Annotated in this window: 15 protein-coding genes; 7 read left to right on the top strand and 8 right to left on the bottom strand. The window is 61.4% G+C overall.

Annotated elements, in window-relative coordinates:
* Positions 1-9: 9 nt before the first annotated feature.
* Together HMPREF2565_RS08025 and HMPREF2565_RS08020 are read left to right on the top strand one after the other, a co-directional pair.
* Positions 10-2,094 carry a PTS fructose transporter subunit IIABC gene (locus tag HMPREF2565_RS08025; RefSeq protein WP_071407119.1) on the top strand — a complete coding sequence of 695 codons (2,085 nt, stop codon included), beginning with the start codon at positions 10-12 and terminating at the stop codon, positions 2,092-2,094.
* Positions 2,095-2,152: 58 nt separating this feature from the next.
* The gene (locus tag HMPREF2565_RS08020; protein WP_010190265.1) at positions 2,153-2,422 is read left to right on the top strand and encodes an HPr family phosphocarrier protein; all 270 of its coding nucleotides are present in this window, start codon (positions 2,153-2,155) and stop codon (positions 2,420-2,422) included.
* 365 nt (positions 2,423-2,787) lie between these two features.
* Here the strand turns inward: HMPREF2565_RS08020 and HMPREF2565_RS08015 are convergent, their stop codons facing one another.
* Positions 2,788-4,068 (bottom strand): uracil-xanthine permease family protein, encoded by a 1,281-nt coding sequence (locus HMPREF2565_RS08015; RefSeq protein ID WP_071407118.1) that lies wholly within the window; start codon positions 4,066-4,068, stop codon positions 2,788-2,790.
* A 34-nt stretch (positions 4,069-4,102) separates the two neighbouring features.
* The gene (gene hflX / locus HMPREF2565_RS08010; RefSeq protein ID WP_046648239.1) at positions 4,103-5,581 is read right to left on the bottom strand and encodes a GTPase HflX; all 1,479 of its coding nucleotides are present in this window, start codon (positions 5,579-5,581) and stop codon (positions 4,103-4,105) included.
* Between the two features lie 122 nt (positions 5,582-5,703).
* Here hflX and HMPREF2565_RS08005 point away from each other — a divergent pair, with 122 nt between their 5' ends.
* Positions 5,704-6,486: a hypothetical protein gene (locus tag HMPREF2565_RS08005; protein WP_046648241.1), complete on the top strand. Its 783-nt coding sequence runs from the start codon at positions 5,704-5,706 to the stop codon at positions 6,484-6,486.
* A gap of 21 nt (positions 6,487-6,507) precedes the next feature.
* On the top strand, positions 6,508-7,041 hold the full coding sequence (locus tag HMPREF2565_RS08000; RefSeq protein ID WP_046648243.1) for a hypothetical protein: 534 nt from the start codon (positions 6,508-6,510) through the stop codon (positions 7,039-7,041).
* A 17-nt stretch (positions 7,042-7,058) separates the two neighbouring features.
* Here HMPREF2565_RS08000 and dapF read toward each other — a convergent pair whose 3' ends face one another.
* The 3 genes from dapF to HMPREF2565_RS07985 are packed head-to-tail and all read right to left on the bottom strand — an operon-like array spanning position 7,059 to position 9,465.
* Positions 7,059-7,895 (bottom strand): diaminopimelate epimerase, encoded by an 837-nt coding sequence (dapF, locus tag HMPREF2565_RS07995; RefSeq protein WP_046648245.1) that lies wholly within the window; start codon positions 7,893-7,895, stop codon positions 7,059-7,061.
* A gap of 11 nt (positions 7,896-7,906) precedes the next feature.
* Positions 7,907-8,833 (bottom strand): tRNA (adenosine(37)-N6)-dimethylallyltransferase MiaA, encoded by a 927-nt coding sequence (gene miaA / locus HMPREF2565_RS07990; RefSeq protein WP_070700488.1) that lies wholly within the window; start codon positions 8,831-8,833, stop codon positions 7,907-7,909.
* Positions 8,833-9,465 carry a hypothetical protein gene (locus tag HMPREF2565_RS07985; RefSeq protein WP_071407117.1) on the bottom strand — a complete coding sequence of 211 codons (633 nt, stop codon included), beginning with the start codon at positions 9,463-9,465 and terminating at the stop codon, positions 8,833-8,835. Before HMPREF2565_RS07985 ends, miaA begins: the two co-directional genes overlap by 1 nt.
* Before the next feature lie 131 nt (positions 9,466-9,596).
* On the opposite strand from HMPREF2565_RS07985, the gene HMPREF2565_RS07980 reads away from it, so the two are divergent.
* Both HMPREF2565_RS07980 and HMPREF2565_RS07975 read left to right on the top strand, forming a co-directional pair.
* The gene (locus HMPREF2565_RS07980) at positions 9,597-10,913 is read left to right on the top strand and encodes a DUF349 domain-containing protein (RefSeq protein WP_071407116.1); all 1,317 of its coding nucleotides are present in this window, start codon (positions 9,597-9,599) and stop codon (positions 10,911-10,913) included.
* A gap of 13 nt (positions 10,914-10,926) precedes the next feature.
* Positions 10,927-12,012 (top strand): GNAT family N-acetyltransferase, encoded by a 1,086-nt coding sequence (locus HMPREF2565_RS07975; protein WP_071407115.1) that lies wholly within the window; start codon positions 10,927-10,929, stop codon positions 12,010-12,012.
* Here the strand turns inward: HMPREF2565_RS07975 and HMPREF2565_RS07970 are convergent.
* From HMPREF2565_RS07970 to miaB, 3 genes are read right to left on the bottom strand one after another with little or no spacing between them, the layout of a single operon-like run.
* Positions 11,985-13,073 carry an alkene reductase gene (locus tag HMPREF2565_RS07970; RefSeq protein WP_071407114.1) on the bottom strand — a complete coding sequence of 363 codons (1,089 nt, stop codon included), beginning with the start codon at positions 13,071-13,073 and terminating at the stop codon, positions 11,985-11,987. The two genes, HMPREF2565_RS07975 and HMPREF2565_RS07970, sit on opposite strands and share 28 nt — an antisense overlap.
* Positions 13,074-13,101: 28 nt before the next feature.
* Positions 13,102-13,734 (bottom strand): Rv2732c family membrane protein, encoded by a 633-nt coding sequence (locus tag HMPREF2565_RS07965; RefSeq protein WP_049157551.1) that lies wholly within the window; start codon positions 13,732-13,734, stop codon positions 13,102-13,104.
* A gap of 20 nt (positions 13,735-13,754) precedes the next feature.
* A complete protein-coding gene (gene miaB / locus HMPREF2565_RS07960) occupies positions 13,755-15,317 on the bottom strand; it encodes a tRNA (N6-isopentenyl adenosine(37)-C2)-methylthiotransferase MiaB (protein ID WP_083295550.1) in 1,563 nt (520 codons plus the stop codon).
* Positions 15,318-15,455: 138 nt separating this feature from the next.
* Between miaB and gluA the strand changes: the two genes are divergently transcribed.
* The gene (gene gluA, locus HMPREF2565_RS07955) at positions 15,456-16,184 is read left to right on the top strand and encodes a glutamate ABC transporter ATP-binding protein GluA (protein ID WP_046649369.1); all 729 of its coding nucleotides are present in this window, start codon (positions 15,456-15,458) and stop codon (positions 16,182-16,184) included.
* Positions 16,185-16,231: the final 47 nt, after the last annotated feature.

The raw sequence follows: 16,231 nt of genomic DNA, 5'->3' as shown, positions 1-16,231 counted from the left end.
ACGTACCCGATGTCATCAGAACTCATCACCACCGATCTTGTGGCGCTCGACGCCGACTTCGGTGACAGCATCGAGACAGTCATTACCAACCTGGCCACGCTTGTCCACGACACCGGCCGCGCCACCTCCGTGGAGGAACTGGCTGGCCCCGCCATCGAGCGTGAAGCAAAGGCTGGCACCGGTGTCCCCGGTGGCGTTGCCATCCCACACTGCCGCTCCGCCGCAGTGTCTGAGCCCACCTTGGCCTTCGCCCGCCTCTCGCGCGGCGTGGACTTCTCCGGCCCCGATGGCGACGCCCACCTGGTGTTCCTCATCGCCGCCCCGGAAGGTGGCGGTAAAGCACACCTGAAGATCCTCTCCAAGCTGGCTCGCGCGCTGGTAAAGAAGGACTTCTTGGAGGCTCTGCGCACCGCGCAGACCAAGGAGGAAATCGTCTCCCTAGTACTCGACGTGGTTAACGCCGAAAAGCCGAAGAAGAAGGCTACGGCCAGCGAATCGGAACCTGCAGCTGCAGCTACAGCGCCTGCGGCGAGCAAGGCTGCGGATTCACAGAAGACCCGCATCGTGGCCGTCACCGCATGCCCGACCGGCATTGCCCACACCTACATGGCAGCCGACGCCCTCACCCAAACCGCCGAGGAGCGCGACGATGTCGAGCTCACCGTAGAAACCCAGGGATCCTCCAATAACACCGCTGTTTCTGCAGACACCATCGCGGCTGCCGACGCCGTCATCTTCGCTACCGATGTCGGTGTGCGCGACCGAGAGCGCTTCGCTGGAAAGCCCGTTATTGAATCGGGCGTCAAGCGCGCCATCAACGAGCCGGGCGTGATGCTCGATGAAGCTATCGCTGCGTCCAAGAACCCCAACGCACACAAGGTCGCAGGCACAGCAGGCGCAGCCTCCTCTACTTCCGCGGAAGAAGGCGAAGGTCTGGGCTGGGGCAAGCGCATTCAGCAGGCCATCATGACCGGTGTGTCCTACATGGTGCCCTTCGTCGCTGCCGGCGGCCTCCTCTTGGCCTTGGGCTTCCTCTTCGGTGGCTACGACATGGCCAACGGTTGGCAGGCCATCACCAGCGATTACTCGTTGACCAACCTGCCGGGGCATGACGTCATGGTTGATGGCGAAATGATGACCTTCAAGAAGGCAGGATTCGCCCTATACATCGGCGCCGTGCTCTTCGCGATTGGTCAAGCATCGATGGGATTCATCGTCGCAGCGCTCTCCGGCTACATCGCCTTCGCACTGGCAGGCCGCCCGGGCATCGCGCCGGGCTTCGCCGGCGGTGCTATTGCTGTTACCTTGGGCGCCGGCTTCATCGGTGGTCTGGTCACCGGTCTCATCGCTGGCTTCGTTGCGATGTGGATTGGCAAGTGGAAGGTCCCGCGCTGGATCGGCTCCCTCATGCCTGTGGTCATCATCCCGCTGCTCGCCACGATGGTTACTGGCCTGCTCATGTACCTGCTGCTCGGTGCACCGCTGGCCGCCATCATGGAAGGCCTGCAGAACTGGCTGTCCTCTATGTCCGGTTCCTCCGCGGTCCTTCTGGGCATCATCCTGGGACTTATGATGTGCTCCGACTTGGGTGGCCCGGTCAACAAGGCTGCTTACCTCTTCGCTACTGCTGGCCTGTCCACGGGTGATGAGGCTTCCATGAAGATCATGGCCGCCGTTATGGCCTCCGGCATGGTTCCGCCGATTGCACTGTCCATCGCTACCTTCGTACGCAAGAACCTGTTCACGCCTGCGGAGCAGGAAAACGGTAAGTCCGCCTGGCTGCTGGGTCTGTCCTTCGTTTCCGAAGGTGCTATCCCGTTCGCTGCTGCCGACCCGCTGCGCGTCATCCCTTCCATGATGCTCGGTGGCGCAGTAACAGGTGCTCTGTCGATGTCCTTGGACGTCATGTCTCGCGCCCCGCACGGCGGAATCTTCGTTATCTTCGCTATCGAACCTGCGTGGGCTTACTTCGTGGCCATCCTCGCTGGCGTCATCGTCTCCGCCATTGCAGTCATCGCGATGAAGCAATTCTGGCCTAACAAGGCTGCTGAAGAAGCTGCTGCGAAGGCAGACAAAGCCAAGGCTGCCGCCTAGCGCTTAACCCGCGTACACTTGTAAGCACGAAATACCGTAATTCGAAAGGATTATCATCATGGCTTCTAAGACCGTCAAGGTTGGCTCCTCCGTCGGACTGCACGCACGTCCGGCCTCCATCATCGCTGACGCCGCCGCTGAGTTCGACGAGGACATCTTCCTCACCCTCGTTGGCGATGAGGACGAGGATGAGACCGATGCCGCTTCTTCCCTCATGATCATGGCTCTCGGCGCCGAGCAGGGCGACGAAGTCACCGTGACCTCCGAGAACGAGGCCGCTGTGGAGAAGATCGCCGGTCTCATCGAGCAGGACCTCGACGCTTCCTAAAGCACTTTCCGTTTATAGAACGGCAGAGCTCCCGCCTCCCTCTTGTACTGAGGGTGGCGGGAGCTTTCTGTTGCTTGGTTGTCTAGCACAAGGTTCTAGTCATCAGGCTCTACTCAAACGGTTCTGTTGGGGGCAAGGAAACCATATGGAGGTGCCTAGAAGGTTCATTTGACCTCAGGAGAACCTTCTGACCCAAACCGTTTGAATGGAACCATGTGTATGCGCGTCTTCATGCCGCAGAGGGACCGAAGCAAACGCACCTTATACAGATTTCTGCACGCAATCACCTGGGGTTTTGCGTAAATACGCGTCCAGATGGTGCCTTTACTCCGGTCCCTTATCCGCACTAGTCGGCGTAAGCGCCTCTAGTACGTCGCGCCGCGGCCCTCACCAATGGTGCCGTAGAGCTTCTTCATCACTGGGTAGAGCACGATAATGCCGACAGAGCCCCAGGCAATACCTTCCAGCGTCACGCCAAAGACGTCAAGGGTGAGGTTGCCAATGCCCGCGATGAGCGCCACTGCCGCCGCAGTGAGGTTCACTGGGTTGTTGAAGTTGACCTTGTTGTCCATCCAGATGCGCACGCCGAGCATGCCGATGAGGCCGTAGAGGACGATGCAAGCACCACCCAGCACGCCGGTAGGGATGGTGAAGATGAGCGCGCCGAACTTCGGGATGAAGGCCAGAGCGATGGCGGTGATAGCAGCTACCCAGTAGGCGGCCGTGGAATAGACGCGGGTCGCGGCCATAACGCCGATATTCTCTGCGTAGGTTGTGGTGCCGGAACCACCGAAACCACCGGCCAAGGAGGTGGCCAGGCCATCCGCGATGAGAGCGTCGCCAGCGAGATCATCGAGATCGCGCTTGGTCATCTCAGAGACTGCCTTAACGTGACCGACGTTTTCCGCAATCAACACCACCAGCACCGGCAGGGCTGCCGCGATGGCGGAGACGTGAAACTCCGGCGCATGGAACTGCGGGAAGCCAATCCAGGCTGCTTCGCGGATGGACTCCACGGCCCCCTCGCCCAGGTTGCCCGTGGCCGCCGCGAAAGCCCAGCCGACGACGACACCGATAAGAATCGACAGACGCGAAACCATGCCGCGACCGGCCACGGTGGCCAGGATGATGACCGCCAGCGTCACCGTGGCAACTAGAGGCTGGCTCGAATAATTGCTGGCAGCATTGGGTGCCAAGTTAAGGCCGATCAGTGCCACAATGGCGCCGGTTACGGCCGGCGGCATGACGGCGTCAAGAACCTTGCGGCCCGCTGCCTTCACCGCGAAACCAATGGCTACCAAGACCAGGCCAGTTACTAAGACGGAACCTGCCTGCGCGCCAATGCCATACTGCTGGGAGGCGCTCAGCGGTGCAATGAACGCGAAGGAGGAGCCCAGGTAGGAAGGCAGGCGGTTGCGGGTAATCAGGAGGAATAGGATTGTTCCCAAGCCTGAAAACAGCAGCGTGGTATTGACCGGGAATCCGGTCAGGGTGGGCACCAGCAGGGTCGCGCCGAACATGGCCACCACGTGCTGCATGCCGATGCCGATAGTGCGGCCCCAGCTCAATCGTTCTTCGGGTGCGACAACCGCGCCCGGCTTAATCGTCTTTCCGTCCCCGTGGACGGCCCAGCCAAAATTACTCACGAACCATAATTATGGCTCACGCGAGCACCGAAACCTAAGCGTCCTCACCAGTCACGCGAAATTCGCTGAGTTCGGCGGCGATGGAGGCGGGCAGGCGGACGTCGACAAGCGTGCCCTCCCCCGTGTACTCCTCGCTGCGCACCGTACCCTGGGTATGGATGCGATCGACCACGTCCCCGCGAGTAAACGGAATGAGCAACTGCACATGCTCGTCCTGAGAATTGAGGAAGAGCTCCACGCGCGTGGTGAGCTCATCGATGCCCTCCCCCGTCTTGGCGGAGACATACACCACGTTGTCACGGTCAAGGGCGTGGCGAAGCTCCGCCAGCACCAGCGGATCGGCCTGGTCTATCTTGTTGATGACGATGATCTCCGGCGGGGCCTCCTCGCCGGTTTCCTTCACGATGTCATAGATGACCGCATTAACCGCCTCAATTTGCTTCAGCGGGAAGGGATCTGAGCCGTCCACGACGTGCAGCATCAAGTCTGCTGCGAGGACCTCCTCCAAGGTGGACTTGAAGGCCTCCACCAACTGTGTGGGAAGGTGGCGGACGAAACCAACGGTATCGGTGAAGACGACCTGGCGGCCATCAGCAAGCTCGGCGCGCCGGGTGGTGGGGTCCAAGGTAGCGAACAGCGCATCCTCCACCAGCACGCCAGCGCCCGTCATTGCGTTGATGAGCGAAGACTTACCAGCGTTGGTGTAGCCGGCGATCGCAATCTGCGGGATCGTCGATGACGCACGGCGCGAGCGCTTAATCTCACGCGCCGTCTTCATCGCCTTAAGCTCCTTCCGCAGCAGCGCCATCTGCGTGCGGATACGCCGACGGTCCGTCTCAATCTTGGTTTCACCGGGGCCGCGCAGACCGACGCCGCCGTTGGAACCAGCACGGCCGCCCGCCTGGCGCGAGAGGTTGCCGCCCCAACCACGGGTATGCGTATAGAGGTATTCCAACTGCGCGAGCGAGACTTGGGCTTTGCCTTCCTTGGACTTGGCGTGCTGCGCAAAAATATCCAAGATGAGCATGGTGCGGTCGATAACTTTGGTGTTGAGAGCGCGTTCCAAGGCAGAGAGCTGGCCGGGGGTTAGCTCGCCGTCGCACACCACGGTATCCGCGCCAGTGGCAGCCACGATATCCTTGAGCTCGTTCACTTTGCCGGAGCCGATATAGGTACCCGGGTCCGGCTTATCGCGCTTTTGATACAGGGCTTCTACTACTTCGGCTCCCGCGGTTTCCGTGAGCGCCGCGAGCTCCGACATCGTGGCCTCAACCTCGGCCACGGTGCCTTCAGTCCACACTCCTACGAGGACTACTTGTTCAAGGCGCAGCTTGCGGTACTCCACTTCGTAGCCGTCGGTGGTGTCTTCTGCGCGAATGGTGGTCTCGCGGGTTACTCGGCGGAAGGCGTTGCGCTCAGCTAGGTCGAGATCACCGGTAGTCGGCTCCGGTGAGGTGGGCGCGGGCTCACCAAAAGCCTGCGCGAGGAGATCATCATGGGTTTCTTTTGTCATATGCTTTCTATTCTTGCACGTCACGCCTCTTAACAGGGAATCTCCGTTGCACACGACCTTGTGCCGATCCCGGCGGCAAGGCTCACCGACAACATTTTTGAGTCATCGCGGCGCCAGATACAATGGGCCGCATGACCGTCAAAGAGACCACTCACCCAGAGATGCAGGCCATTGGCCTCAACTACGAGCGCTGGCAGGACGCCGTCGAAGCAGCCATTTCGACCAACCAGCTGGCAGTCACGGGGGAGGTTCGCGGAGGACAACTCATTCAGTTCTCGGATCCTTCCGGGGCGCAACTCAATATCCTTGCCGTCGAACCTTTCGCCACCTTCATTGGGTTTGAGGGCGTCACCCAAGGCTTCGCCCACGTCTCTATGATCAACGATGTCTTGGCTTACCTGGACATCATCGATCCTTTCGGAAACGTTCTCGCGCAAGCGACGGCGAACTTGGCGCAGGGCCCGCTCTTGGCTGATGAGGACACCCAGCAGTGGCAGCAGGTAGAGCTTACTGCGATGGGTCTCGATGTCACCGCGTTCGACAACGCAGATGCCTACGAAGCCGAGAAGGGCACCTACCCAGCCACGTTTGAATCCACCGGTGCGGCAGTTGTTGCGGCCGGTTCCGGCGCCGAATCCCCTACCCCGGGCTGCACTTTTTCCGCTCGGGTTATGGAGTCCGAGTGGCGCCACAACCAGCTCACCGGTGAGCGCTTCATGCACCTCGTCATGGATGGCACCTTCCCCTTCGATCTGTGTCTGCCGGAGAGCTTTGGCGAGCTGCCGCCGAAGGATTCCGTGCTTGCGGGTTCGGCGATGCTGACCGCCTCTATCGCGCTACCCACCGGCGGCTGTGGCAGCGACGGCGGCTGCGCCTGCGGCTCTGGAGGCTGCGGCGGCCACTAGGCATACCGTAGAGTCGTAAGCATGAGTTTTTCCGCATCTCAGCGTCAGGGTTTTGCCCTGCTCCTTGCCGGGGTTACCGCTACGGTACTGGTTCTGACGCTGAAGCTGCCGGGAGTTATTCTCGCTATCTTTATCTGCGGGGCGCTATGGCTGTTTGTCGGCGCCCGCCCCGATGCCTCGGAACATGCGGCGCTGCGGGCTTCCATTGCGCTCACGGTGGAAGACATCACGGGCGTCCTCGAGGACTACGCCACATTTGCTACGAGCGACGACGCTGAAGCATTGGCGGACCGCACGCTCCACCGCCCAGCGCTTGCCGACGTCGACTGCACGAACCCCACTATCGAAGCGTTCCACTATAAAATGCATGGCGCGCAGCGTTTCTTGCGCCGCCTCGATGCGCGGGTTAACTCGCCAGATACTGGCACCAGCGAACTCGAATCCTTGCTCAAGGTGGCCGATGATCGGGCCGCCGAGCTCAAGGAGTCGTGGCTCGCTGCCCGCCGCGCCGCCTTGGCGCTAGGGACCAACTACAAAAAGGGGGACGGACGCTAAACGCCGTCCCGAAAACCCTATAGTGAGGTTTCGCCTGTGGCTACGATGCGCGAAGGCCCCGTCAGCGTAGATCCGTCCTCAGTGATTTCTACCTGGACCTCGCCGCCGGGGACGACGACGCGGACGCGGCCGGTGGTGTGGGAGGCGTCGGCAAGCGCGGCGCACGCTGCGGCCACCGTTCCGGTACCGCACGAACGTGTCTCCCCTGAGCCGCGCTCGAAGACGCGCATGTGAATCACGCCATCGTGCAGCGGAGTAACCAGCTCCACGTTGACGCCTGCCGGGAAGAAGTCAGTATCGAAGACGGGCTGCTCAAGGCGCTTCGCCGCCAAATCCTCCGCGGTCAGTCCCGGGATAACGGCCGCTAGGTGAGGGTTTCCCATATCTACCCCGAGCCCGGCGAAGCTCTCCCCCGCCATCGAAGCGGTGGAGACACCGAGCACCTGTGCAGGTCCCATCTCCACGCTGACTTCGGCTTCAGTCTCGTTGAAGGAGTGGACGGTGACCTGCTTGGCCCCAGCGCGCGTGCCGACGGTGAAAGTATCGGTGTTCACCAGCCCACGGGAGCGCACCCAATGCGCGAAAACGCGGGTACCATTGCCGCACATTTCCGCCACCGAACCGTCCGCGTTGCGGTAGTCCATGAACCAGTCATCGGTGTTAATACCCGGCGCGAGCTCATCGATTTCTCCAGAGGCGAGCAAGTCACCTGCACGTATGACGCGCAAGACGCCGTCGGCGCCGATCCCTGCGCGGCGATCACACAGTGCCACTACCTTTTCCGGCGGTAGCGACTCGGTTCCTTCCACAATGACGAAGTCGTTTTCCGTTCCGTGGCCTTTAGCAAACTTCATAGGAGTAGAGTCTAACTCTCTTCGAGGACACGCAAAGCCTGCGTTGTCGTATCAGCCGCGGCATCCAGCCAGTGGATGCGCTTATCACGGTTAAACCAGGCACGCTGGCGACGCACATAACGACGGGTTCCAGTGATGGTACGCTCCACCGCTTCTTCCCAGGTGAGCTCTCCACACTGGGCTTGGAGGACTTGGGCATAACCGATGGCCCGCCCCGCCGTCGAGTCAGCCTTCAGGCCGTGCGCCTGAAGGTTCTCGACCTCTTCGACCAACCCCTTGTCGAACATGAGGCGACTGCGCAGCTCGATTCGCGGATTCAGCCAACTGGAGTCCGTGCGCAGCCCAAGGATTCTTGTACCCCACCGGGGCGGTGCGTTCTTCGGCGGCTGGCTGGCCTTGAACGGCTTGCCCGTGAGCTCAATGACCTCCAGCGCGCGCACGGTACGGCGTGGGTCCTTGTCTTCGATGATGGCTGCGGCTGCCGGGTCCACGCTGGCAAGTTCTGCGTGCAAGGCATCGGTGCCGATCTCTTGACGCCGGGCTTCCCAGCGAGCGCGCACCTGCGCATCAGTGGGTGGGAATTGCCAGTTGTCCACGAGCGATTGGACGTAGAGCATGGATCCACCGACGAGGATCGGGGTTTTGCCACGGCCACGAATGCTGTCTATATCCGCGATGGCGGAGGACTGGTAGCGGGCTACTGACGCCGTTTCCGTCACGTCCCACACATCGAGCTGGTGGTGCGGGATACCTTCGCGCTCCTCCATCGTCAGCTTGGCCGTGCCGATGTCCATGCCCCGGTAAAGCTGCATCGAATCGACGTTGACTACTTCCCCGTCAAGCTCGTGCGCCAAGGCGACTCCGAGTGCTGATTTTCCGGAGGCCGTCGGCCCTACGACGGCAATCGGGGTTGGGCCGCTACTGAGAGTCTCTGGCATTAGCACTGCCACCCCGCCACATAGCGGCCCACGCCCAACGTCGAATCTGCAGCCCGGAGTTCTGCATGATGCGGGTGCACGCCTGCTAGCTGCGCCCACAGTGCCGTTTCGAGCACTCCCGTCGAATGGAGCAGCTCTTCGTCACAGTCTTCCTCCGCGCCGGCCAGCACGCTCTCGCACCACAGGTGAGTGTCCCGCGCACCCTCGACAAGAGCGAGCGGCGCGCGCTCCGTCAAGCCTGCAGAGCCATCAACGCACACTATTGTGAAACGTCCGGAACGCACCTCCCCTAGGGAGGCGCGGGAGTCTTCCACCGTGAAAGCGTGGTGACTGCTTTCTGCCCCGAGCGCGTTAGTGAGTACGTAGCGGGCCATGATTTCGGGCAGGTAGTTTCCGCCGCCGACGTCGACCTGGGGTGCGCCCCACGCTCTCAAACTTCCCGTGTGCTCGGTACGCCAGCGCGCATCGCGCGATCCCACGATGTCGACCTTAAGCGGTGCCCTACCGTTGACGCGTGCGGCATCACGTGTGAGCTCGCAGGCGGCGCTAAGGAGCGCGCGCGAAGCGTCATCGCTCGGTGACAATTCTTCCGCCAAGGCCGGTGAGGCTGGCATAACCATGAGATTTTGCATCAACTCCCATCCTATAAGGTTAGTTTTTCGGGGTTAACACGCGGCTGCGCGGCGGAAACGGTAGTGTTGTGTCACATAAGTTCTGGCAGCCGTGTCGCGCGGCGCGATAATACCGAAGGTGGTTTCTTAGCATGTCCGCTATTCCTTCCCCTGGAGCCATGCCTCGCAAGGGCGCTCGTCCCGGCCCGTCTTCCTCTGCTCCGGCAGCACGTCCCGTGCAGCCCGCAAAAAACGATCCGGCCCAGTGGGGCCGCGTTGATGCTGATGGATCGGTATTCGTCAAGGCCCCCGAAGGCGAACGCAAAATCGGCGAGTGGCAGGCCGGCACGCCGGAAGAGGGCTTGGCGCACTTTGGTGCACGCTATGACGATCTGTCCACCGAGATCGAACTGCTAGAATCCCGCCTCACAGCCCATCCGGGCGATGCTGCGTCGATCAAGGCGACTGCTGCGGAACTGCGAGAGTCCCTACCTACACAGGCAGTAATCGGTGATATCGCGGCACTGGACAAGCGCCTAGCCACTATCATCGAACACTCCGTGGAAGCCGGTGAGCAAGCACAGGCTGACAAGGCTCGTCGCCGCGAAGAAGCCATTGCCAAAAAGGAAAAGCTCGCTGCCGAGGCCGAGGACATCGCCGCCAACTCGACGGAGTGGAAGGCTGCCGGCGACCGTATGCGCGCCATCTTGGAGGAATGGAAGCAGATCCGTGGCATCGACCGCCAGACGGATGATGCCCTGTGGAAGCGCTACTCCCGCGCCCGTGACTCCTTCAACCGCCGCCGCGGATCCCACTTCGCCGAACTGGATCGCAACCGCGCGGCCGCCCGCGCCAAGAAGGAAGAACTGGTAGAGCGCGCAGAAGCTATTAAGGACTCCACCAACTGGGGCGAAACGGCGCGCGCGTACCGTGATCTCATGACGGAGTGGAAGGCTGCGGGCCGTGCCCCTCGTGAGATCGACGACAAGCTCTGGGCCCGTTTCCGCGCCGCCCAGGATCACTTCTTCAATGCCCGCAACGCCGTCAATGACGAGCGGGACAAGCAGTTCGCAGAGAACGCCGCCGCCAAGGATGCGCTCATTGCGGAATATGACTCCCTGATTGATCCCGCCAAGTCGATCGACTCGGCGAAAGCCAAGCTGCGGGAGCTGCAGGAAAAGTGGGAGGAGATCGGTTTCGTTCCGCGCAACCAGGTGCGCGAGTACGAGGCCAAGATCTCGGCGCTGGAAAAGCGCGTGAGTGACGCCGAGGATTCACAATGGCGCCGGACGGACCCAGAGGCCCAGGCCCGCGTGGCCCAGTTCCAGTCCAAGGTCGATGATTTCACCGCGCAGGCAGAAGCTGCCGAGGCCAAGGGCAACACCAAGAAGGCGGAAGATCTGCGTGCCCAGGCCAAACAGTGGCAGGAATTCGCCGATGCCGCAGCGGCTGCTGTCAACGACAAGTAGCACCCTAGTCTGAGTGTTCGTTCAGATTGTCGCGCCGCCGGGTTCGGCCTCAGCTGAGCCGGCGGATTGCCTGCGTAGCTTCGTTTTCGACGCCAACCTAGCCGCCCAAGAGGCCAGCGGCGATCCCGCTGCCAGCGGTTCCCCGCGCCGTGTGCTTCAGCGCCTGCAAGGCTCCACAGAGTCTCGCACCTATCTCTTCGGGTTGACTGACTCCGCCTTGGGGCCGGCTGGTGAACTAGGTCTACCCGTTATCTCAGCGGCAGAGCCCAGCCCCGAAGTCGATTTCGATGGCTTCATCCACATCTCTCTTCCACTCTTGGAGGAAACAGAGAACGCCGATATCGAATGCGTCCTCGCCGCGGATCTCCTGCCCTTGCCTGGGGAGGATCTAGAGCCAGAGGCTCTAGAGGTCACGCGGGTCCTCGCCCGCGAGGCACTCCGGCTTACCCGCCAGCTGGGCCGCACGACTGCCCAGGTTGGCATGCTGTACCCGCCAGACGCGGACCATACCTATGACCCAATGTCGCAGGCCTACCTTGAGCTCGGGTTTCGTCGCAAGCATGCCGAGCGCCAAATGTTCGTCGAAATAGCCCCCACTCCTCCAGTGGTTGGTGCGCAGGTGTGGCCCGACTACGACATCCCGGAAGAGCTGCTTGATGATGTCCTGCGCCTGCTCACCCTAGCCTCCACCGACGCGGTCTACGGTGACTTAAGCGTCGAGCCCATCGTGTGGACACGACAGCGCCTGAACGAAGCGCACGCACGGCTGCGCTCCCGCAAAGCGCATACGCTCCTCGTCGGCATTGTCGAACAGGGACGCGTCGTCGCACTCACCGAGCTCTCCCGCCACGGCGATGCGGACCCTGAGGTATGCGAGTGGACTCTTACCGTGACAGAACGCGAACAGCGCCGCCGTGGCCTGGCTACACATGCCAAGCAGCATGCCCAGTATGCGGTGGCGCACCACTGGCCCGACGTCCGCCGAGCTTACTGCTCAGTCGCCCAGGCGGATCCGGCGATGAATGCGCTCTACAAGCGCCTCGGCGCGCACGTCATCTCGGCGAGCAGCGCCTACGAGTTGACCGTGGAGAACGGATAGTCGGTGTAGCCGTGCGCTCCACCCGCATAGAACGTGGTCTCATCCGGCGCAGTGACAGGAAGCTCTTCCTGCCAGCGGCCAACGAGATCCGGGTTGGAGATGGCCAACCGGCCCACGGCCACGGCATCACCGTGGTGTACTAGATCCTCGGCTTCCGCGCGCTGGGTCACCTCTCCAAATCCCGAATTCAGGATGACTCGGGTACGCCCGTTAGCACGCGCTTCGGCGCTCAGCTCAGTAATGAGCTCACCCGTAGGCGCTGCATGCAGGAAGGAGACGTAGGCCAAACCAAGGTCTGCGACAGCGCGCAGCAACCCACCATAGGTGGCACGCACATCCGCAGCGTCGGTTTCCTCAATGCCCTGAATATTGTGCTGCGGGGACAGGCGCAGCGCTACGCGGTCGGCTCCGATCTCCTCGGCCACGGCACGCAGGATCTCCACTACCAGGCGGTAGCGCTTCTCCGGGGTTCCGCCGTAGGCATCCTCTCGGTGATTGGAGCTCGGAGAAAGGAACTGGTGCAGCAGATAACCGTTCGCACCATGAAGCTCCACGCCATCCATGCCAGCATCGATGGCATTGCGGGCAGCTTGGCGGAACTCATCGACAATGCGCGGTAGCTCCTCGATGTCGAGGGCGCGGGGCACTGGGCACTCCGTGCGGGATTCGAAATCTCGGACCGCAGTGCCCGATGCCAGCGCAGAGGGTGCCACCGGTTCTGCACCCTCGAGGAGGCTGGCATGAGAAAGGCGCCCGCCGTTCATCATCTGCATGAAAATGCGTCCGCCAGCTTCGTGGACGGAATCGGCCACTCGCCGCCAGCCGGAAATCTGTTCTGGAGTTTCGATACCGGGCTGGCCAGGGAAAGCGCGGCTGGTCACTGCGGGGAATACGCCCTCCGTCACGATAAGACCCATGGAAGCGCGCTGCGTGTAGTACGTCTCGTGCAAATGCGTGGGGACGCCATCGCGACCTGCCCGTGAGCGGGTCAACGCTGCCATGGTCACGCGGTTTGGCAGGGTCAGTCGTCCCATTTCAAGTGAGTCGAAGAGTGTAGTCATGCACTCCACAACACGAATCTCGTAGCGCTTATTCCTCGTCCTGCTGGCGCCGGTGGCGGGAGGCCGCGCGGGAGCGGCGGTCGTCGATAAGCAGCGGATTCTGTTCTGCCGGCAGCTCGGTAGCGGCTTCGGTCTGCAGGACTCCCACGTGATCGAGCTGGCCGGCGACTTCCCGCACGCGTTCTGCGGCGGCCAACTGCTCAGGACTGCGGCGCAGTGCTACCTGGCAGTACACAAGAAAGGCGACCAACGTTGAGAAGACGCCCACGTACATACCTATGGCAGCGCCATCCGAGGCGCTGTCCCTGTACCAAAATCCCCACAGGTTAGCGAAGAAAGAGATCGTCGTCATCATCCACGCTACGAGAGCCAGCTTGGTCCGGCGAGTGATAATCGTGGCGGTGGTTAAGATCCCCACTCCACCCAGCGCTAGCCATGCGCTGACGGTTTCCATGAGGGAGATACGCACGCCCTCGGCCGTTCCACCGACGAAGAGAGCTTCCCAGCCGCGGGCATCACCGGCATAGGGCAAAACCAAGTAAGCAACCCACGCCACGACGGCCACGATGAGCGCATATTTATGCTTTCCCAATTCGAGAGTCTGCGCTGCGCGCTTCTCAGCAGCAACGGCATCGTGAACGGACTTTAAGTCATCACTCATAAAACGGAGCCTACCCCCTTTTAGCAGCCGCAGGAATCGGCAGGAGCACTGGGCTTGCCGACGCCCGGCAGACCCAGACCCACCCCAATCGGTGCCGTCGTGGGCGTCTGCCCCGCCGCCGACATATCGCCGGCCTTCGTGCGACGGTGCTCGCTCACGCCGGAATCAGCCACCAGGAAAAAGGAGCCTGCATCCGTCACGGTAGCGTGCACAACATCACCGGGGCGAATCTCCGCAGAGATGTCCTTGCCCGCGGCATCGACTGGTGCAAAGTGAACAAGGCGACCATCACGCGCGCGTCCGGTGAGGCGGTGGGTCTCGGCGGCCTTGCGGCCGCCTTCCGCCTGCACCAACAGCTCTACATCAGTGCCGACAAGCTTGGCGTTTTCTTCTGCCTGAATGGAATCCTGCAAGGCGACGAGGCGCTCGAAGCGCTCCTGCACAACTTTCTTGGGGATTTGGTTATCCATTTCTGCGGCCGGGGTGCCGGGGCGCGGCGAGTACTGGAAAGTGAAAGCGGAGGCGAAACGTGCGCGGCGAACCACGTCCATCGTGGCTTCGAAATCCTCCTCGGTTTCTCCCGGGAAGCCCACGATGATGTCGGTGGTAATTGCCGCGTGTGGCATCTTCTCACGGACCTCGTCGAGAATGCCCAAGAATTTCTTCGTGCGATAGGAACGGCGCATGTCCTTGAGGACCTTGTCAGACCCAGACTGCAGCGGCATATGCAGCTGCGGGCACACAGCCGACGTCTCCGCCATGGCATCAATAACGTCGGAGGTGAACTCGGCCGGGTGCGGCGAGGTAAAACGCAAGCGCTCGAGGCCCTCAATCTTGCCTACCTCGCGCAGCAACTTGGAAAAGGCGAAGCGATCACGCGGCAGGTCTGGGTCCGCGAAGTTGACGCCATAGGCGTTGACGTTTTGCCCCAATAGGGTCACTTCGGACACGCCTTGATCTACCAGGGCCTGAACTTCTGCGAGGATATCGCCGGGGCGGCGGTCTTCCTCTTTGCCACGGAGCGAAGGGACAATGCAGAAAGTACAGGTGTTATTACAGCCCACGGAGACCGAGACCCACCCGGCATAGGCGGATTCGCGCTTTGCCGGCAATACGGAGGGGAAAGCCTCGAGGGCATCGACGATCTCCACCTGCGCTTCATTGTTGTGACGTGCACGCTCAAGCAGTGCCGGCAGCGCCGCCATGTTATGGGTTCCGAAAACCGCATCCACCCACGGCGCGTGGTCCAAGACGGTGTCCTTATCCTTCTGCGCCAAGCAGCCGCCAACCGCGATCTGCATGCCGGGATGGTTTTCCTTCGTCTTCTTCAGCGCACCCAGGGTGCCGTACAGGCGCTTGTCGGCGTTCTCGCGCACGGCGCAGGTGTTAAATACGATGAGGTCAGGCTCGGCGCCATCCGGCGCCGCCGAGTAGCCGGCCTCCTCGAGCAGGCCGGAAATGCGCTCGGAATCATGAACGTTCATCTGGCAGCCAAAGGTCCGCACCTCATAGGTGCGGGGCTGGTTATTAGTTACGGGGGAGCTCACGTGGGGACATTCTAACTGGACGACCCCACTACTCATAATGCCCCGACCGCATATAAGAGTTATGGATTTGTTACACAAACCTCCCCGCCTCCACTATCCACACGCCTATTGTTCTACATATGATTCAGCTCACTCTATCTAAGGAGGTGTGATGTGACCGACCATTCCGGTCCGATGATCAAGATGGACGGAGTCAATAAGTACTTCGGTGACTATCACGCGCTCCGCGATATCAACTTGGAGATTGGCCGCGGCGATGTCGTCGTTGTTCTCGGTCCGTCCGGCTCCGGCAAGTCCACCCTGTGCCGCACCATCAACCGGCTTGAAACCATCGACGAGGGTTCCATCGCGATCGACGGCACTCCCCTTCCTGAAGAGGGACGCGAGCTAGCCAAGCTGCGTGCGGACGTGGGCATGGTGTTCCAGCAATTCAATCTCTTTCCGCACAAGACCATCAAGGACAACGTCACTTTGGGGCCTATCAAGGTCCGCAGGATGAAGAAGTCCGAGGCAGAAGAGCGTGCGATGCAACTGCTTGACCGCGTTGGAATTGCTAATCAATCAGAAAAGTACCCTGCACAGCTCTCCGGCGGCCAGCAACAACGTGTCGCCATTGCCCGTGCCTTGGCTATGCGCCCGAAAGTCATGCTCTTCGATGAACCTACCTCAGCTCTCGACCCTGAGATGGTCAACGAGGTGCTTGACGTCATGACGGATCTGGCCAAGGAAGGCATGACCATGGTCGTGGTGACCCACGAGATGGGCTTCGCCAGGCGCGCGGCCGACCGCATCCTCTTCATGGCTGACGGGGCCATCGTCGAGGACACCGACCCGGAATCCTTCTTCACCAACCCACAATCAGAACGAGCAAAGGACTTCTTGGGCAAGATCCTGCAGCACTAAACGGCTACCAGTTCACCTCTTTTCTCTACCTTCATTCATTTTCCACT

The sequence above is a fragment of the Corynebacterium sp. HMSC072A04 genome, from assembly GCF_001809235.1.
GTDB lineage: Bacteria > Actinomycetota > Actinomycetes > Mycobacteriales > Mycobacteriaceae > Corynebacterium > Corynebacterium hiratae.
This window is presented reverse-complemented; position numbering and strand designations above follow the sequence as displayed.

Coding starts and splice junctions, on each gene's coding strand:
- HMPREF2565_RS08025 (WP_071407119.1), top strand. CDS start 10: ATGTCATCAGAACTCATCACCACCGATCTTGTGGCGCTCGACGCCGAC.
- HMPREF2565_RS08020 (WP_010190265.1), top strand. CDS start 2,153: ATGGCTTCTAAGACCGTCAAGGTTGGCTCCTCCGTCGGACTGCACGCA.
- hflX (WP_046648239.1), bottom strand. CDS start 5,581: ATGACAAAAGAAACCCATGATGATCTCCTCGCGCAGGCTTTTGGTGAG.
- HMPREF2565_RS08005 (WP_046648241.1), top strand. CDS start 5,704: ATGGGCCGCATGACCGTCAAAGAGACCACTCACCCAGAGATGCAGGCC.
- HMPREF2565_RS08000 (WP_046648243.1), top strand. CDS start 6,508: ATGAGTTTTTCCGCATCTCAGCGTCAGGGTTTTGCCCTGCTCCTTGCC.
- dapF (WP_046648245.1), bottom strand. CDS start 7,895: ATGAAGTTTGCTAAAGGCCACGGAACGGAAAACGACTTCGTCATTGTG.
- miaA (WP_070700488.1), bottom strand. CDS start 8,833: ATGCCAGAGACTCTCAGTAGCGGCCCAACCCCGATTGCCGTCGTAGGG.
- HMPREF2565_RS07985 (WP_071407117.1), bottom strand. CDS start 9,465: ATGCAAAATCTCATGGTTATGCCAGCCTCACCGGCCTTGGCGGAAGAA.
- HMPREF2565_RS07980 (WP_071407116.1), top strand. CDS start 9,597: ATGTCCGCTATTCCTTCCCCTGGAGCCATGCCTCGCAAGGGCGCTCGT.
- HMPREF2565_RS07970 (WP_071407114.1), bottom strand. CDS start 13,073: ATGACTACACTCTTCGACTCACTTGAAATGGGACGACTGACCCTGCCA.
- HMPREF2565_RS07965 (WP_049157551.1), bottom strand. CDS start 13,734: ATGAGTGATGACTTAAAGTCCGTTCACGATGCCGTTGCTGCTGAGAAG.
- miaB (WP_083295550.1), bottom strand. CDS start 15,317: ATGAGTAGTGGGGTCGTCCAGTTAGAATGTCCCCACGTGAGCTCCCCC.
- gluA (WP_046649369.1), top strand. CDS start 15,456: ATGATCAAGATGGACGGAGTCAATAAGTACTTCGGTGACTATCACGCG.